Raw genomic sequence first — 17,012 nt, forward strand, 5'->3', positions numbered from 1 at the left:
TATCCGCTAGCTGTGCGCCCGCGATGCTCCGCGTCATTCTGATCCGACAAATCCAAAAAGGATCGGGAGGGGATAAGATGACAATGGGGAAGCTAGCCTTTCGAACAGCATTGCTTGCCAGCACCATGATGGCAGCATCGCCAGCGCTCGCGCAGGATGGCAACGTCGAGGAACGGCTGGACCGGCTCGAAGCGCTGGTCGAGGGCCTGATCCAGCGCCTCGATGCGCAGCAGGGCGCGAGCGAGCAGCAGCAAAATGCCTTGATGGCAGAGCGCGAACAGATGCGCGCACAAAGCCAGGCGCTGCTCGCAGCGACCCAGGACCTCCAGACCCGGCAGAACGATCTTGCGCAGCAGATCGCAGCCGCTCCGCCGTCGGGCGGCGGTTCAAGCCCCGGCAAGACGACTTTCAGCTATGGCGGCTACGTCAAACTCGACGCGATCAGCCAGCGCACCAGCGGCGGTCAATTGCCGAATAACTCGATCCTGCGCGACTTCCTCATTCCGGTGGCGATTCCGGTAGGCGGTGATGCGAGCGGCTTCGATACCGACTTCAGCGCCCGCCAGACGCGCTTTCTATTCAAGACCGAAACCGATGTGGGGTCCGAGCATACGCTCAAGAGCCATATCGAGCTCGATTTCAACGTTACCGAAGGCGGGAACGAACGGATTTCGAACAGCTTCGTGCCGCGTATCCGGCAGGCATTCATAACCTATGACAACTGGACGTTCGGCCAAGCCTGGTCGACCTTCCAGAATGTCGGCGCGCTTCCCGACAGTCTCGACTTCATCGGTGTGACGCCGGGCACGGTCTTCGACCGCCAGCCGCTGATCCGCTACACCAATGGCGGATTGCAGCTTGCCGTCGAGCAGCCGGAGACGGTCGTGACCGACCAGAACGGTTCGCGCGTTCTTGCAGGCGATGACCAACTGCCCGACGTGGTGGCGCGCTACAATTGGGGCGGCGATTGGGGCTCGCTCACTGCGACCGGCATCGTTCGCCAGCTACACGTCTCGAAGGACGACTTGCAGGGCGTCGATGACAGCGCGTTCGGCTATGGCCTGAGCGTCTCGGGCAAGCTCAAAGTCGGCCCGCGCGACGATTTCCGCTTCATGGCGACAGCGGGTGACGGGCTTGGGCGCTATATCGGCCTCAACCTCGTCAACGATGCGGCGATCACTAATGCGGGCGAGCTCGATCCGATCTTCACCTATTCGGGCTTCGCCGCCTATCGCCATGTATGGGCGGATGATCTGCGCTCCACCCTCGCCGGTTCCTATTTCAAGGCCGACAACCCGGTCCTCCTCACCACCAACCAAGTGACGGACGAAAGCTGGAACGCCTTTGCCAACCTCATCTGGAGCCCGGTTGATCCGATCGATATCGGGATCGAGCTGATGTACGCGGAGCGCACGCTTGAAGACGGGCGCAGCGGCAACCTTCAAAGGGTGCAGGTTTCGACCCGGTACAACTTCTAGGACCAACACCTTTCAGGCAGCGCGGGTCTCTCTCTCCAATACGCGCAGCCATTCTGCCCCGCCGGTCCCCAGTGCCGGCGGGGCTATTGTATGGCGCGCCGATAAAGATGCCAGGTCGCATGCCCGAACAAAGGCAGTGCGATAAATAGGCCTAGGAAGGCCGCAAGGATGCTCACGAAGAGCGCGGCCGCAATGATCGCGGCCCAGATCAGGAGCACGCGGGCATTGGCCTTGAAGCAGGAGAGGCTAGCGATCACTGCGGTCAGGAAATCGATCTCGCGGTGGACCAGCATAGGCAGGCTGAAGACGGTGACTGCGTAGAACACGAGCGCCATTAATGCGCCGACCGCACTTCCGACCGCGAGCATGATGAGCCCCGTCTGCGTCGCGAGAAATGCGAGCGATTCAGAGCCAGCACCTGCTTCCACGATCGCGATCGAAAAGATGACGTGGGCAACGATCACCCAGAAACCGAACGCCACGAAGATGATGACGCCCATCGCCAGAATCTGCTCGTCCCCGCGCCCCCTGACCGCGCCAAGGACCGCTGACCAGCTCATCGGCAGGCCGAGCTCGCGGCGGCGGCTGACTTCGTAGAGCCCGACGGCTGTGAAGGGCGCAAGCAGCGGAAAACCGGCGGCTGCGGGGATCGCCCAGGTGTACTCCCCGCGCGCGAGGAGGAAATAGCTTAGCGCAAGCCCGCCGATGACGAAGATGCTTGCAAAGAAGAGACCGAAAAGGGGAGCGCCCGCGAAATCCCGCCAGCCAGCCGCCAGCGCTGCGCGCAGATCTCCGGTCGTGAGATCGTGCGCAATCACTGGCGGTGTGAGTTGCTCTGGCGGATTGGTCGCTTGCGTCAAATCTCCCCCTTCCTCTCCTTGCTCCTAGAACCGATAAGAAACACCGGCACTCAGGACCCACGGGTCGAGATTGTGGTCGGTTTCGATCACCAGGGTGTTTCCGGCAAACCACTGAGCGGTGGTGCCAATGAAATAGCGTTTTGCATCGAGCGTCACGCCAAACCCGTCATTGCCAACGGGCACATCGACACCGGCTTGCAGGACAAATCCGAATTCGTCGGTAAGATCAGTGTCGGTCACGCCCAGCGGCAGGGTTGCAGCACCCGGCTCATCGCTCAGCCACATGAAGTAGGCGACGCCCGCGCCAAGATAGGGCTTAAACCCTGCGGCATCGAAATGGACTTTGCCGGTCACAGTAGCTGGCAAGAGCAGAGCGTCGGAAACGAGCTCGGTTCCGGGAGGAAAGCCCGAAACGGTGTCGACATCATGCTGGGTCACACCGGCGATGGTTTCGAGCGAGAAGTTGTCGGTGAAAAAGTATTCGACCGCAACGGTCGGCACGAAATTGTCGGTAGCGCGAGTGTCGGTTCCGGCAGGCAGACCTACGAGATCGACATTGACGTCCTCGATTTCGCCATCCGGAAGCACTGCTGTACCGAGCACTTTCAACTGTACATCTCCGGCGCGGTCCTGTGCCACGGCGGGCGAAGCTACCATTGCTGCGGCTGCGAGGCCGAGAAGGGCATTCGTCTTTTTCATTGTCCGTATTCCTTGAAACGTTGGTCCTTCAAGCGAAGGAATGCCTGATGCGATAACCGCTTGGCGCGTTGGAAAATCAGCCACTCGGTGAGCCGAGCGGCCTATGCCGCCGGGCCTTTTTCTCAGCATTCGCCCCTTCTCAAAGAGCAGCAGTGGCCACCCGATGCGGCCCAGGATTTTTGCTGCTGACCGGCAAATGCCCGGCCCGGCGGGCCTGCGCATTGATCCAGGTCAATGCGCAGGCAGATGGTTGCGCTCATCAGACTGGCATCCTGATCAAATCACGAGCGCCTGCGGCCATGACCTTTCCCGACCTGTTTGAACGCTTTTCAATGACGATCCTTCCGCTGGGGACGTCTGATGCGACTCATCTGCGCTTCCAGGCGGTGGCCCGCTACGCGAGCGCGCGGGCGGGCGATGCGCCGTTCACCGGCAATGGCTCAGATCAAATCGCCTTTGTTGCCAGCGGCAGCACCAAACTGGTCGCGCATGCCTCAGGCGGGCGCGAGCAGGTGGTGGCGTTTCATTTCGCAGGCGATCTCGTCTCGGTCCCCGCGCGCGCGGCGCATGCATATACACTGTGCGCGCTCGAAGATTGCGAGCTCATCTATTTCCCGGCGGAGGAATTCTACAAGCTCGCCCGGTTCGAGGCGGGCATGGTCGACGAAGTGCTCGAACGCGTCATGAAAGCGCTCGCGCGTTGCCGCGAAAAGACCATCACGCTCGGACGAAAGAACGCGCAGGAAAGGCTCGCGAATTTCCTGCTCACGATGGACGAGCGGATCGGCGCCGACAACGATGGCGGACGCTTGCTCGATCTTCCCATGTCGCGGCGTGACGTTGCCGACAGTCTTGGTCTGACCATCGAGACAGTCAGCCGCCAGTTCGGCGAGCTGCGCGATGCGGGCCTCCTTGAAACCATGGGCCGTTCGAAGGTGATGCTGCTCGACCTGCAAGGCCTGGCCGCGCGCGCGGGCCATCTGTTTGAGCCGGCATAAGCAAGCGCCGCCTGTTAATCGAAAAAAGTGAAGCCGAGTGGCGCCAACTTGATCTGAGTCAAACACACGAAGTCGGCGAGGCCCTAACCGGGTTCACGACAACAAGGGATCGAAATCATGGAAGCTGTAGTTGGCCGCGCAGGCCTTTGGCTGGTTCTCGCGCTTCTGGCGCTCGCCGCGATGGTGGGGGCCAAGGACGCGGGGTTTGCCGCTCACGCGCTTATCGTGGCGATCGTCGCTTTCGGGCTTGCGATCGTGACGACCGCGCGCTTTGACCCGATGGCCAAGGCGCAGAGCATTTTCCGCATGCCACCGGGCGAGAGCCGCTACGATGATGACATTGTGCGCTGGGGCGTCATTGCGACGATGTTCTGGGGCCTCGCAGGCCTTCTTGCGGGCGTCTACATCGCGCTGCAGTTGGCTTATCCTGCGCTCAATTTCGAGCCTTACCTGAACTTTGGGCGACTGCGCCCGCTTCACACCTCAGCGGTGATCTTCGCCTTTGGCGGCAATGCGCTTCTCGCGACCAGTTTCTACGTCGTGCAGCGCACCTGCCGCACAACCCTGGCGCTTCCGGGCCTCGCGCGGTTCGTGTTCTGGGGATACCAACTGTTCATCGTGCTGGCGGCGACTGGCTACCTCCTCGGCGTCACCCAATCGAAGGAATACGCCGAGCCCGAATGGTATGTTGATCTCTGGCTCACCGTGGTCTGGGTTGCGTATCTCGCGGTCTTCGTGGCGACGATCCTCAAGCGCAAAGAGCCGCACATCTACGTCGCGAACTGGTTCTTCCTCGCCTTCATAGTCACTGTGGCGATGCTGCACGTGGTCAACAATATCGCGATCCCGGTGAGCCTCTTGGGTGCGCGCAGCTACTCCGCATACTCAGGAGTGCAGGATGCGCTGATCCAGTGGTGGTACGGCCACAACGCGGTCGGGTTCTTCCTCACCGCGGGCTTCCTGGCGATGATGTATTACTTCGTCCCGAAGCAGGCGAACCGGCCAGTATACTCCTACCGTCTGTCGATCATCCACTTCTGGTCGCTGATCTTCCTCTACATCTGGGCAGGTCCGCACCACCTCCACTACACCGCGCTGCCCGACTGGGCGCAGACGCTGGGCATGGTCTTCTCGATCATGCTTTGGATGCCGAGCTGGGGCGGGATGATCAACGGCCTGATGACGCTGAACGGCGCATGGGACAAGATCCGCACCGATCCGATCATCCGCATGATGGTGATGGCGCTCGCTTTCTACGGGATGAGCACGTTCGAAGGGCCGATGCTGTCGATCAAGGCGGTGAATTCGCTGTCGCACTACACTGACTGGACCATCGGGCACGTCCACTCGGGCGCGCTGGGCTGGAACGGGCTGATCACATTCGCCTGCGTCTACTTCCTCGTGCCGCGTTTGTGGAAACGCCAGCGGATGTACTCACTGCGCATGATCAACTGGCACTTCTGGCTCGCGACGCTGGGTATCGTGATTTACGCCGCAAGCATGTGGGTTGCCGGGATCACCCAGGGCCTGATGTGGCGCGAATACGGCTCTGACGGTTACCTCGTGAACAGCTTTGTCGACACCGTCGCAGCGCTGGAGCCGATGTACTGGATGCGCGCCTTTGGCGGCCTCCTCTACCTCTCTGGCGCGATCATCATGTCCTACAACATGTGGATGACGATTGCGGGCCACCAGCGCGACGAAGCGCCGATGGGCGACACCCAATACGACGAAGAAACCGACCGTCCATTGGCCGGTATCCAACCTCAAGCTCAACCTGCGGAATAGGGATCCATGACGATGAGTGACACACACCCGGAAAGCCCGCCGCAGGGCGTTTTCGAAGGGCACAAGCGGCTGGAGAAGAATATCACGCTTCTGGCCATCGCGACCTTCATCACGGTCGCGATTGGCGGGCTCGTCCAGATCACGCCGCTGTTCTATCTCGAGAACACGATCGAGGAAGTGGACGGCATGCGTCCCTACACCCCGCTCGAGCTGGTTGGCCGCGACATCTATATTCGCGAAGGCTGCTACACCTGCCACAGCCAGATGATCCGCCCATTCCGTGACGAGGTTGAACGCTACGGCCATTATAGCCTCGCGGCGGAGAGCATGTACGACCATCCCTTTCAATGGGGATCGAAGCGCACCGGGCCGGACCTGGCGCGCGTGGGCGGGCGTTATTCGGATGAATGGCATGTCCAGCACCTGATAGACCCGCAAAGCGTCGTGCCGCAGAGCATTATGCCGAGCTACGCCTTCCTGGCGGAGACGGAGCTTCAGATCGCCGATGTGTCGGCCAATCTCACCGCGCTTTCCAACGTCGGAGTGCCTTACTCGGCCGCCGACATCGAAGCGGCTGAGAACGACCTTTTCGCGCAGGCCAATCCCGACATGGATCCCGGCGATCTAGAGGCGCGTTACGCCAAAGCGCAGATCCGCGACTATGACGGCGACCCCTCCCGCGTGACCGAGATGGATGCGCTGGTCGCGTACCTCCAGATGCTGGGCACCCTGGTCGATGTCGACAGCGCCGCGGCGCAGACCGAACTCGCTGAGGAGAAGGGCCGGTGAGCTTCTACGACGCCTTTCGACACTTCGCCGACAGCTACGGTCTGGTGATGATCTTCGGCCTCTACCTCGTCCTGTGTGGCTGGCACTTCCTGCCGCGCTCAAGAGACGGCGTGGAGGAGGCCAAGACCTCGATTTTCAAGGAAGACGATCATGTCTGACAAATATCGTATCGACGAACCCACCGGCACTGAATTTGTCGGCCACGAATGGGACGGGATCGAGGAGCTGAATACACCGCTTCCCCGCTGGTGGCTGTGGACCTTCTATGCGACGATCGCCTGGGCGGCGGTTTACGTGGTGCTCTACCCCGCATGGCCGATGGTGAGCCAAGCGACCGAGGGTGTGCTTGGCTGGTCGAGCCGTAGTGACCTTGCCGAAGAAATGAGCGCCGCCGACATGGCGCGCGCCGGTACGTTCGAGCGGATTGCGGCGACCGACATCACCAAGCTGCCCGCCGATGCCGACCTGATGGGACAGGCAATCTCGGGCGGCGCGGCTGCCTTCAAACAGCACTGCGTCCAGTGCCACGGCGCGGGCGCGGCGGGGTACGAGCAATATGGCTACCCCAACCTCAACGACGATGACTGGTTGTGGGGCGGTACGCTCACTGATATCGAATACACGCTCATCCACGGCATCCGTTGGGAAGGCTCGGACGAGACGCGCTCGAACTACATGCCGGCCTTCGGCGACATCTTTAGCCGCGCCGAGCTCGACGCCGTGACGAGCCATGTCCTGTCGCTGAGCGGCGAGGGGCAAAGCAGCGCGACTGGCGCGCAGTTATACGCCGACAATTGCGCCGCCTGTCACGAGGCAAACGGCGCGGGCAATCGCGATCTTGGCGCGCCTGCATTGAATGATGCGATCTGGCTCTATGGCAGCGAGCGCGCACAGGTGAGCCAGCAGATCGCCTATCCACGCCACGGCGCGATGCCGGGCTGGAGCGACAAACTCGATCCGGTCACGATCAAGATGCTCGCCGCATATGTACATTCGCGCGGTGGCGGTGAATTCGAAGGCGATGCAACCGAAGAGGTCGCGCCCGAGATCGAAACCGAGAGCGCCGACGAGGTCGCCGCTGCGGAGCAGGTCGGAGACGATGGCCGATCCTGACGAACTCGAACGGCCTCCCCAGAACGGGGATGCGACCAAGCGCGATTGGGGTGCAGCTCTGCCTCAGGTAGAGACCGACCCCATCGCCGCGCGTCGTCTGCCGCACCAGCCGCCGCCCAAGCTCTACGAGAAGCGCAAGGCGGTCCATAACAAGCGCATCGACGGGCCGTTTCGCCGCTTCAAGTGGCTGGTGATGGTAGTCACGCTCGCGATCTATTACGTGACGCCCTGGATCCGCTGGGACCGCGGCCCCTATGCGCCCGACCAAGCGGTGCTGATCGACCTTGCGAACCGCCGGTTCTACATGTTCGATATCGAGATCTGGCCGCACGAATTCTACTTCGTTGCCGGCATGCTGATCATGGCGGGGATCGGGCTGTTCCTCGTGACCAGCGCAGTCGGGCGCGCGTGGTGTGGCTATGCCTGCCCGCAGACCGTTTGGACCGACCTTTTCCAGCATGTCGACCGCCTGATCGACGGCGATCGCAATGCGCGCATCCGGCTGGACAAGGCGCCATGGGGCCCTGCCAAAGCGGCAAGGCGCGGCGCAAAATGGTCAATCTATCTCCTCATCAGCATGCTGACGGGCGGGGCCTGGATCCTCTACTTCGCCGACGCGCCAACGCTGTTCGTGGACTTCTTCACGCTTGAGGCCGACCCGGTCGCTTACATGACCGTTGCGATCCTGACCGGCACGACCTTCTGGCTCGGCGGGTTCATGCGCGAGCAGGTTTGCATCTACATGTGCCCGTGGCCGCGCATTCAGGGGGCGATGCTCGACGAGAAGTCGCTGATCGTCACCTACAAGGACTGGCGCGGGGAAAAGCGCGGCAGCCTCAAGAAATCGCTCAAGAACCCGGACGAGTACGGCGATTGCGTCGACTGCCTCCAATGCGTAGCGGTGTGCCCGACCGGGATCGACATCCGCGAGGGCCAGCAGATTGGCTGCATCACCTGCGCCCTTTGCATTGATGCCTGCGACAGGGTGATGGCGGAGGTCGGACGCCCGCGGGGACTGATCGACTACGCAACCCTCGAACAATGCGAAGCCGAAGCGGCAGGCGCACCCGCACAGCCGGCGTGGAAGGCGCTCGTTCGCCCGCGCACCTTCATCTATTTCGGCATCTGGGGCGCGATCGGGCTCGCCATGCTCTTCGCACTCGGCACGCGCAGCCACACCGACTTGACGGTCTCGCCCGATCGCAACCCGCCCTTCATGCTGATGAAGGACGGTTCGGTGCGCAATTCCTACACGCTGCGCCTGCGCAACATGGAAGCGCGGCCGCGCGAGATGGAAGTCTCGCTTGCCGGGCTGCCTGAAGGATCGGTTATGTGGACCGACCGGATCGGCCGCGAGGACGCCGCACCCAGCCAAACCCTCACCGTGCCCGCCGACGAAACCCGCGTGGTGCGCGCCTACGTTGTCGTTCCGGCGGGCAGCGACATCGACAGCTTCCGCTTCGTCCTCACCTCGCTCGACGAGCAGGGCGAAAGCGATAGCGAAGAAACCACCTTTTCCGGACCCGGAGACTAAAAATGGCGAGCAGACCACAAAAGCCCTTCACCGGAAAACACTTCGCAGCGATCCTCGTCACAGGCTTCGCTGTCGTCATGTCCGTCAATTTCTACATGGCGAGCCGTGCGGTGGGCGGCTTCCACGGTACCGTCGTCGATAATTCCTACATCGCCAGCCAGCACTTCAACGATTGGCTCGACGAAGCGGAGGCCTCAAAAGCGCTTGGTTGGGAAGCTGTCTCGGTGCGCGACGAAGCGGCATACGTGGTCGTCGAAACCCGCGAAGTTCCGGCAAGCGCCACGCTGAAAGCCGAGTTGCGCCGCCCGATCGGCACGCGCGAATACGCAAACCTCGCATTCGAGCCGCTCGGCGATGGCCGTTACCGTTCGACAAAGACGGTCGCATCGGGCCGCTGGACCATGCGCCTCTTCATCGAGGCTGACGGCAAGCGGTGGTCGAATGAAAGCGAGTTGCCCCGGTGAACGCACCCCAACTCTCGATCGACCGGGGCGAAACACCCACGAAGGGCACGCGCTTCACCGTGCCCGGCATGCGCTGCGCGGGGTGCATCGCGAAGATCGAGCGCGAGCTCCCTAAGACCGACGGGATCGTCGCAGCGCGGGTGAACTTCTCCTCCAAGCGCGTCGCCATCGAGCACGATCCAGCAATCGGTGAGGATGCCCTCACCGACGCGCTTCTGAAGCTTGGCTTCGAAGCGCGGCCCATCGACGAAAACCCGCTCGGCACCGAAGCGGCAGAACGCAAGCAGCTGACCCGCGCGCTCGGCGTCGCGGGGTTTGGCATGATGAACGTCATGCTGCTGTCGGTCAGCATATGGTCGGGCGCAGAAGGCTTTACCCGCGAGTTGTTTCATTGGCTTTCCGCACTCATCGCGATGCCGGTGATCGCCTATTCGGGCAGGCCCTTTTTCTCCAGCGCCTGGATGGCGCTCAAATATCGCCGCACCAACATGGACGTGCCGATCAGCATCGGCGTGATCCTCGCGACCGCGCTCAGCCTTTACGAGACGATCACCGGCGGAGAGCACGCTTATTTCGAGAGCGCCGTCATGCTGCTCTTCTTCCTCCTCGCAGGCCGTGCTCTCGATGCCGAAATGCGCACCCGGACCCGCGCAGGGATTGGCGCATTGCTGGGCCGGATGGGCAAAAGCGCGAGTGTCATTGCCCCTGATGGCTCGACCCGGCGCGTGCCCGCCAACGCGCTCGAGCCGGGAATGCTGGTGCTGGTCGCTGCCGGAGAAGCGCTCGCCGCCGATGGCGAGATAGAGGAGGGGCGCACTACAATCGACAACTCGATGCTGACCGGGGAAAGCGCGCCTGAAAGCGTCGGTGAGGGCGCTGTGGTCCATGCGGGCGCGATCAATTTGGGCTCGCCATTTCGCATGCGCCTGACGCGGACTGCCGACGACACGGCGATTGCAGAGATCGCGCGACTGATGGACGAAGCCGGGCAATCGCGCAGCACCTATGTCCGTATTGCCGACCGGGCGAGCCGGGCCTACGCGCCGATCGTCCACACGCTCGCCGCGCTTGCTTTCGTGGGCTGGATGATCGCTGGAGCAGGCTGGCACCAGTCGCTCGTTATCGCGATTGCGGTACTCATCATCACTTGTCCCTGCGCCATGGGGCTGGCGGTGCCGACTGCGCAGGTGGTGGCCTCCGGCGCTCTCTTGAAGCGCGGGCTTTTGGTGAAGGATGGGAGTGCGCTTGAGCGCCTGGCCGAAGTGGACGTCGCGCTGTTCGACAAGACCGGCACGCTGACCTTGGGAGAGCCCCGGCCGGATATCGGGGCACTCAATGCGACAGAGCGAAAGGTGGCGCTCGGCCTTGCCCAATCAAGCCGCCACCCGCTCAGCCAAGGCCTTGCAAAGCGCCTCTTGGATGAGGGTGTGGAACCCGCAGCAATCGTCAGCGTCGAAGAGATAAGCGGGCAGGGTGTCTCGGGCGAATGCGCGGGTGTTCGCGTCGCTCTTGAGCGTCCGGAGATCGAAACGGACAGGTTGGCTGTCACGCTCAAGATCGGAACGGAACAGACGACCCTCACATTCGAGGATCCGTTGCGTCCGGACGCGTCTCGCACCCTCGCAATGCTCCGCGGCGAGAATATCGAAGCCAGCATTCTCTCAGGCGACCGCAACGCCCCGGTCGAGGAAATCGCAAACCAACTCGGCATCCCGGCACGCGCTGAAGCCAGTCCGCATGACAAGCTCGCGACGCTCGAAGCTCTGCGCGATAGCGGGCGCTATCCGCTGATGGTCGGCGATGGCCTGAACGATGGCCCCGCGCTTGCCGCAGCGCACGCCTCCATCGCTCCGGGTACGGCGAGTGACGCAAGCCAGCAGGCGGCAGATGCTGTGTTCATCGGCGAGAAGCTGATGCCGGTTGCGCTGGCGGTGCGGGTAGCGAAGCGCACGATGGTGATCGTGCGCCAGAATTTCGGTTTTGCGATTGGCTACAACGCGCTTGCCGTGCCGCTTGCGCTGTTCGGCTTTGTCACCCCGCTCATCGCAGCCATTGCTATGTCGCTGAGCAGCCTAGTCGTGGTCGCCAATTCGCTGCGGCTTGCGGGGAGCGCGAAATGACCGGGCTCACCTTTCTCATCCCTATCGCGCTCTTAATGGGAGCCGCAGGCCTTGCCGCGTTCTTCTGGGCGATGCGCTCTGGCCAGTATGAGGACATGGACGGTGCAGCGCACCGCATTCTGATCGACGAAGAGGATGAGGCAAACCCATGAAGCTTCTCGCTCTCATCGCGCTTATTCCCGTTGCGATCGGGCCGCTTCCGCAAGAGGAGCGCTCGCTCACCATTGCCCTGTGCCTCGGCGGGGAGATTATCATTCCGCTGGGCAACAAGGAAAAGAGCCCAAAGCGCGATTGCCACCAAGAAGGGTGCCACGCGGGCTCCTGCCGCGAGAAAACGAAGCGGGCCAAGCGCGCGATTTGATCTGGCGCAAAGACGCTTGCTAACCCTGCGTCTTTAAGCTTTGGCATGTGGCCTTATCATCCAGACCTGCTCGAAACGCCCGTACCGCGTTACACGAGCTATCCGACCGCTGCCGATTTTGGCGAGCTTCCCACATCCGCTCTGGCGCAAGCGATTGGGGAGGCGAGCGGCGACATATCGCTCTATCTCCACATCCCGTTTTGCGAGAAGATCTGCTTCTATTGCGGTTGCAACACCGGCGCGGCTGGCAGACGGCAGCGGGTGGCGAGCTATCTTGCAGCGCTCCATGCCGAGATTGAAACCGTAGCGACTCTGCTCCCCCGGGACGCACGCGTCAGGCGCGTTGCATTCGGTGGAGGCAGTCCCAACGCGATCGAGCCTGCCGAGTTCATCGACCTGGTCGACGCGCTGCACCGCAACTTCTGGCTCGACAAAACCGAGTGGTCCATCGAACTCGACCCGCGCTCAATGGACAGCGTCTGGGGAGAGGCCATCGCCGAGGCGGGCGTAACCCGGGCGAGCATGGGCGTGCAGACCTTCGCCGCGCATTGTCAGCAGGCCATAGGGCGCGTGCAGGACGACCAGATGATCTGCCGCAGCATCGACTGGCTTCGCTCTGCCGGGGTCACATCGCTCAATTTCGACTTGATGTATGGTCTGCCGGGCCAAACGCGCGAGGACCTTGCCGTTAGCCTTTCCTACACCGCCTTGCTGGGCGCGGACCGGATTGCGGTGTTCGGTTACGCCCATGTTCCGCATATCGTGCCGCGTCAGAAGATGATCCCCGCCGACGACTTGCCGGGCCGCGACGAACGCTTCGCGATGGCGAACCAGGCTTTCGAATACCTCACTCGCAAGGGCTACAAGGAGGTTGGCTTCGACCACTTTGCCTTGCCCGGCGATCCGATGGCCGAGGCTGCGCGCACTGGCACGCTTAGGCGCAACTTCCAGGGTTTCACCGATGACCAGTCGGAGGTGCTGATCGGGTTAGGATCCAGCGCGATCAGTGGATTTCCCGGCCTCATCGCCCAGAACGAAAAGAACAATGGCCGCTATCGGATGATGGCCTCGCAAGGGCTCCTAACCGCCTCGGTCGGCATCACGCGCAGCGCCGAGGATCAGCTGCGAGCGCGCGTGATCGAAGAGCTCTTGTGCAAGGGCAGGGCGGCACTTTCGCCGTGTCTATTGCTGAGGCATGAGGAAGAGTTCATACCATTCCTCGAACGCGGACTGATGACGCTGAGCGGTCTCGACCTGTCAATCACGCCGCAGGGCCTGCCCTATGCGCGCGTGATCGCCTCGAAGTTCGATCAGTTCCGCGCAGAGACGAAGCCGCAATTCAGTTCAGCGATCTGATCGGTCAGCCCACGCGGACCTTTGCGAGGAAGCCATCGACCTGCACTCGCAGGGTCTGAGCCTGCTGCTCGAGCGCGGTCGCGCTGGTGAGCACCTGGCTGGCGGCGGCGCCGGTCGAGATCGACAGCTCGCGCACTTCCTTGATGTGCCCGGAAACCTGCTCGGTCCCGCGCGCGGCGAGGTCGATGCTGCGCGCAAGATCCTGGCCCGCGACCGATTGCTGATCGACCGCACTTGCGATCGAGACGGCGGTTGTTTCGAGCTGAGCGACTTCATTAGCGATTGAGCGCAGCGCGTTGACGCTGGCACCGGTCGTATCCTGCATAGTGCGAATCTGCTCTGCCACTTGTTCGGTGGCGCGGCTGGTCTGCATGGCGAGTTCTTTTACCTCGCTTGCGACCACGGCGAAACCACGACCCGCTTCACCGCCACGAGCGGCTTCGATCGAGGCGTTGAGCGCGAGAAGGTTGGTGCGCTGGGCGATGGTCTGGATAAGCTCGACGATCTGGCCGACCTGCTCTGCGCTGTTGGCGAGCTCTGAAATGGTCGAGTCCGCTTCGTTGGCAGACAAGGTCGCTTTCCGGGCGAGTTCGGCAGACGAAGCGGCCTGACGGCTGATCTCGCCAATTGACATGGCAAACTCGTCCGAAGCGGCAGCGGCTGCGGTCGCGCCGGTGTTCGCCTCTTCCATCGCAGTTGCCACTTCGGCGGTCCGATTGGACGATTGCTCCGCACTCGCAGCCATCGCGGTTGATGTGGTCTGCAGCTGGCTCGATGCGCTCGCAACGCCGCCCACGACGTCACCAACGGTGCGTTCGAACTGGTCGGCGAAGCTTTGAAGCGTGCGTTCGCGTTCGAGGCGAGCCTCTTCCTGCTGGATCTGAAGGCGGGTCTGCTCTTCAAGCTCGGCCTTTGCCTTTTGGGAGCGTTCACGGCTCAGGCGCTCTAGCCGGATGCCGGCCTTGTGGAAGATGCTCATGGCGCGGGCCATGTCGCCAACTTCGTCCGTGCGGTCCTCGCCGTGAATGTCGATTTCCTTCTCGCCCTTCGCGAGGCGGGTCATCTGATTGGCAAGCTGCTTGATAGTGCCACCGACCGAGCGGTCGAAGTAGCGCTGTGCAATGAGAGTTGTGAGAACCAAAAGGACTGCGAGCGCAACCCAGATGAGGAGCAGGGTCGAAAGCAGGCTTGCTCCCGAATCCGACATGCGGTCGGCTTCGGTTCCCATGCGCGCAGCAAGATCGCGAGCGGCCTCCAGAGCGGCGCTTCCGGTGGCGGTCACTTCGCTCGCCTGCGCTTCACGGCTTGCCGTCGCGGCATCGGGATTGAAGCGGCCGATCTGGCGGCGGAAATCTTCGATAGACGCAGCGATAAGCCCGATGCGATCGGTCGCTTCCATGTCTTGGCCTGCGGTGGCATCGCGAAGATCGTCAAGTTTTGCATCGGCTATCGTGATCCGCGCCAGCGACTCATTGGCCCGCGAAGCATCGCCTGTGGTAACCAGCATTTCCGCGTGGCGCTGCGCTTCGGACATGTCTGTCACGAGGCGCTCGGCATCGATCGCGAGGTCGTGCGAGACGTTGATCTGTTCGGCGCGGTTGCCCAGCTCGACGAAGAAACCAATCAGCACCAATCCCGCAAACAGGGCGAGTACGAGATTGAACCCGTAGAATGTCGAGATTTTGCGGCCTATCGACAACGCCTCGAACCGCTCTCCGAAAGAGCCGAACACAGTCCGGGGTTTGGAGGCGGTTGTGTGGTTGGCGGTGATCCGTTCTGCTTCCAGGTCTACTGCGATTTCCTGCAAAGCGCTCATTATGCGTCCCCATTCGTCCCTGTCCGAGCTGCGCTTGCAGGCTCGCTGAATTCATCAGCACTGATCGTGGCGCTCACTTGCGTATCGATCAGCGTATCGATGTCGGATGCGGGCATGGCCTTGTAGTAGAGCCAACCCTGGATTTGATCTGCACCGGCAAGCCGGACCATGTCAGCCTGTTCGGTCGTTTCAACGCCCTCTGCGGTCACACCCATCTTGAGCGCGCGCGCAACCGCGATGCTGGAGAGCATCATGGCGCGGCTGCCTTCATCCTCACCCGCCTTAACGACAAGGCTGCGGTCGAGTTTGAGCTTTTCAAAGCGGAACTGGCGCAGGAAGCCGATAGAGGCATAGCCGGTGCCGAAGTCATCGAGCGAAATCCTCACGCCAAACTTGCGGATCACGTCCAGGCTGCGCTCGGCAACCACTGGATCAAGCACGAGACAGGTCTCGGTGACTTCAAGCTCAAGCTGCTCTGCCGGGAAGCCGGTATCCTCAAGAATTTCACCAAGCTTGATCGGAAATTCGGGGTTCCTGAGCTGCGCTGCGGAGATGTTGACCGAGAGCGTGATGTCCTTCCAGCGGCGCGCATCCGTCATGGATTTGCGCAGGACCCACAGTCCAATCGGATTGATGATGCCCGAATCTTCCGCGACCGGAATGAAAACGTGCGGGCCAACCTTGCGACCATCCTCACGGTTCCAGCGGAGCAGCGCTTCAACCGCAACGATGCGCGGGCCAGCAGACCCGGAATCGGCAGCGACGAGTGGTTGATATTGGACCTCGTATTCGCCTTTAGTCAGGCCAGCACGCAGTTCGTCTTCGAGTTCGCGTACCGCTTCGCGGCGTTGGTCGAAGCTCTCGTTGAACCAGGTGCAGCGCATTTTTCCATCGCGCTTCGACACCGACATAGCGACGTCCGAGCGGCGCAGCATTTCAGAGGAGGGCAGGCGCCGATCGGCGGTTGAACGTGACAGTCCGATGCTTGCCCCGACAGAGATGTCGTATTTGCCGACCGGAACAGGGGCTTGCAGCTGTTCAAGCAACGACCGGCACATGCCTTCAAGGATTGTGCCTGAAACACGACCAGCCATGGCCACGGCGAATTCGTCGCCGCCCAGCCGGTAGCAGCGCGCCTCATCGCCGCAGATGTTTTGAAGCATTGCGGCGCATTCCTGAATCAACCGATCGCCGATCGCATGACCAAAGTGGTCGTTGACCTGCTTGAACCGATCAAGATCGATGAGCGCGATCGCGACCTCCTCGTCACCTTTTGAGAAGCTCTCGAGATCGCCATGCAGTGCGCGCCGATTGGGCAGCTTGCTCAGGGTGTCCGTTTCGCTGAGCTCTTCGAGTTCGTGAACATTGTTGATGCCGTGGCGGCTCAACAGGAAGATCGTGGCGGCGTAAACGAGCGCGCCTGCGATAAAAAGCAGTTCGGGATCAACGATGTCGATTGTCTTGCTGAAGCTGATGACAAAGACGATGCCGCCGAAAACAAGGCTAAGCGTGGCGAGCGGAGCCAGCACAATCCCGAGGGGTGTGAGACGCAGAGGTTTGCTCGGCTTGGGCACGCAAATTCCTTCAATTCGCTTCGAAAACGTGGGCTTAGCGATGTCCGGGTGTCTAAATATGA

Annotated in this window: 16 protein-coding genes; 12 read left to right on the forward strand and 4 right to left on the reverse strand. The window is 61.9% G+C overall.

Annotation, left to right across the window (positions count from 1 at the left end):
• Window positions 1–77 precede the first annotated feature (77 nt).
• Complete coding sequence (locus tag NAP1_RS15550; protein WP_241761231.1) at window positions 78–1,478, forward strand: DcaP family trimeric outer membrane transporter; 1,401 nt, start codon at window positions 78–80, stop codon at window positions 1,476–1,478.
• A gap of 83 nt (window positions 1,479–1,561) precedes the next feature.
• Here NAP1_RS15550 and NAP1_RS15555 read toward each other — a convergent pair whose 3' ends face one another.
• Window positions 1,562–2,338 (reverse strand): DUF2189 domain-containing protein, encoded by a 777-nt coding sequence (locus tag NAP1_RS15555; RefSeq protein ID WP_156777298.1) that lies wholly within the window; start codon window positions 2,336–2,338, stop codon window positions 1,562–1,564.
• A 24-nt stretch (window positions 2,339–2,362) separates the two neighbouring features.
• Entirely contained in the window at window positions 2,363–3,037 is a 675-nt protein-coding gene (locus NAP1_RS15560; protein ID WP_007166282.1) for an OmpW family protein, read from the reverse strand.
• A 299-nt stretch (window positions 3,038–3,336) separates the two neighbouring features.
• Here NAP1_RS15560 and NAP1_RS15565 point away from each other — a divergent pair, with 299 nt between their 5' ends.
• From NAP1_RS15565 to hemN, 11 genes are all read left to right on the forward strand, one after another.
• Window positions 3,337–4,035 (forward strand): helix-turn-helix domain-containing protein, encoded by a 699-nt coding sequence (locus NAP1_RS15565; protein ID WP_040465162.1) that lies wholly within the window; start codon window positions 3,337–3,339, stop codon window positions 4,033–4,035.
• Window positions 4,036–4,152: 117 nt separating this feature from the next.
• Window positions 4,153–5,823 carry a cytochrome-c oxidase, cbb3-type subunit I gene (gene ccoN / locus NAP1_RS15570; protein ID WP_007166284.1) on the forward strand — a complete coding sequence of 557 codons (1,671 nt, stop codon included), beginning with the start codon at window positions 4,153–4,155 and terminating at the stop codon, window positions 5,821–5,823.
• A 6-nt stretch (window positions 5,824–5,829) separates the two neighbouring features.
• A complete protein-coding gene (ccoO, locus tag NAP1_RS15575) occupies window positions 5,830–6,612 on the forward strand; it encodes a cytochrome-c oxidase, cbb3-type subunit II (RefSeq protein WP_007166285.1) in 783 nt (260 codons plus the stop codon).
• On the forward strand, window positions 6,609–6,770 hold the full coding sequence (locus NAP1_RS15580; protein WP_007166286.1) for a cbb3-type cytochrome c oxidase subunit 3: 162 nt from the start codon (window positions 6,609–6,611) through the stop codon (window positions 6,768–6,770). Before ccoO ends, NAP1_RS15580 begins: the two co-directional genes overlap by 4 nt.
• Entirely contained in the window at window positions 6,763–7,725 is a 963-nt protein-coding gene (ccoP, locus tag NAP1_RS15585) for a cytochrome-c oxidase, cbb3-type subunit III (RefSeq protein ID WP_007166287.1), read from the forward strand. Before NAP1_RS15580 ends, ccoP begins: the two co-directional genes overlap by 8 nt.
• Window positions 7,712–9,259 (forward strand): cytochrome c oxidase accessory protein CcoG, encoded by a 1,548-nt coding sequence (gene ccoG / locus NAP1_RS15590; protein WP_007166288.1) that lies wholly within the window; start codon window positions 7,712–7,714, stop codon window positions 9,257–9,259. The genes ccoP and ccoG overlap by 14 nt, the downstream gene beginning before the upstream one ends.
• Before the next feature lie 2 nt (window positions 9,260–9,261).
• The gene (locus tag NAP1_RS15595; protein ID WP_007166289.1) at window positions 9,262–9,723 is read left to right on the forward strand and encodes a FixH family protein; all 462 of its coding nucleotides are present in this window, start codon (window positions 9,262–9,264) and stop codon (window positions 9,721–9,723) included.
• Window positions 9,720–11,843, forward strand: coding sequence for a heavy metal translocating P-type ATPase (locus NAP1_RS15600; protein WP_007166290.1), 2,124 nt, complete (start codon window positions 9,720–9,722; stop codon window positions 11,841–11,843). The genes NAP1_RS15595 and NAP1_RS15600 overlap by 4 nt, the downstream gene beginning before the upstream one ends.
• Window positions 11,840–11,995, forward strand: a complete 156-nt coding sequence (gene ccoS, locus NAP1_RS15605) for a cbb3-type cytochrome oxidase assembly protein CcoS (RefSeq protein WP_007166291.1) — start codon at window positions 11,840–11,842, stop codon at window positions 11,993–11,995. Before NAP1_RS15600 ends, ccoS begins: the two co-directional genes overlap by 4 nt.
• On the forward strand, window positions 11,992–12,204 hold the full coding sequence (locus tag NAP1_RS15610) for a hypothetical protein (protein WP_007166292.1): 213 nt from the start codon (window positions 11,992–11,994) through the stop codon (window positions 12,202–12,204). Before ccoS ends, NAP1_RS15610 begins: the two co-directional genes overlap by 4 nt.
• A gap of 45 nt (window positions 12,205–12,249) precedes the next feature.
• Window positions 12,250–13,560 carry an oxygen-independent coproporphyrinogen III oxidase gene (gene hemN, locus NAP1_RS15615; protein WP_007166293.1) on the forward strand — a complete coding sequence of 437 codons (1,311 nt, stop codon included), beginning with the start codon at window positions 12,250–12,252 and terminating at the stop codon, window positions 13,558–13,560.
• A gap of 4 nt (window positions 13,561–13,564) precedes the next feature.
• On the opposite strand, the gene NAP1_RS16155 is transcribed toward hemN, so the two are convergent.
• The gene (locus NAP1_RS16155) at window positions 13,565–15,376 is read right to left on the reverse strand and encodes a methyl-accepting chemotaxis protein (RefSeq protein ID WP_007166294.1); all 1,812 of its coding nucleotides are present in this window, start codon (window positions 15,374–15,376) and stop codon (window positions 13,565–13,567) included.
• Complete coding sequence (locus NAP1_RS15625; RefSeq protein WP_241761232.1) at window positions 15,376–16,950, reverse strand: bifunctional diguanylate cyclase/phosphodiesterase; 1,575 nt, start codon at window positions 16,948–16,950, stop codon at window positions 15,376–15,378. Before NAP1_RS15625 ends, NAP1_RS16155 begins: the two co-directional genes overlap by 1 nt.
• Window positions 16,951–17,012: the final 62 nt, after the last annotated feature.

Source organism: Erythrobacter sp. NAP1, from assembly GCF_000152865.1.
In the GTDB taxonomy this organism is placed as follows: Bacteria; Pseudomonadota; Alphaproteobacteria; order Sphingomonadales; family Sphingomonadaceae; genus Erythrobacter.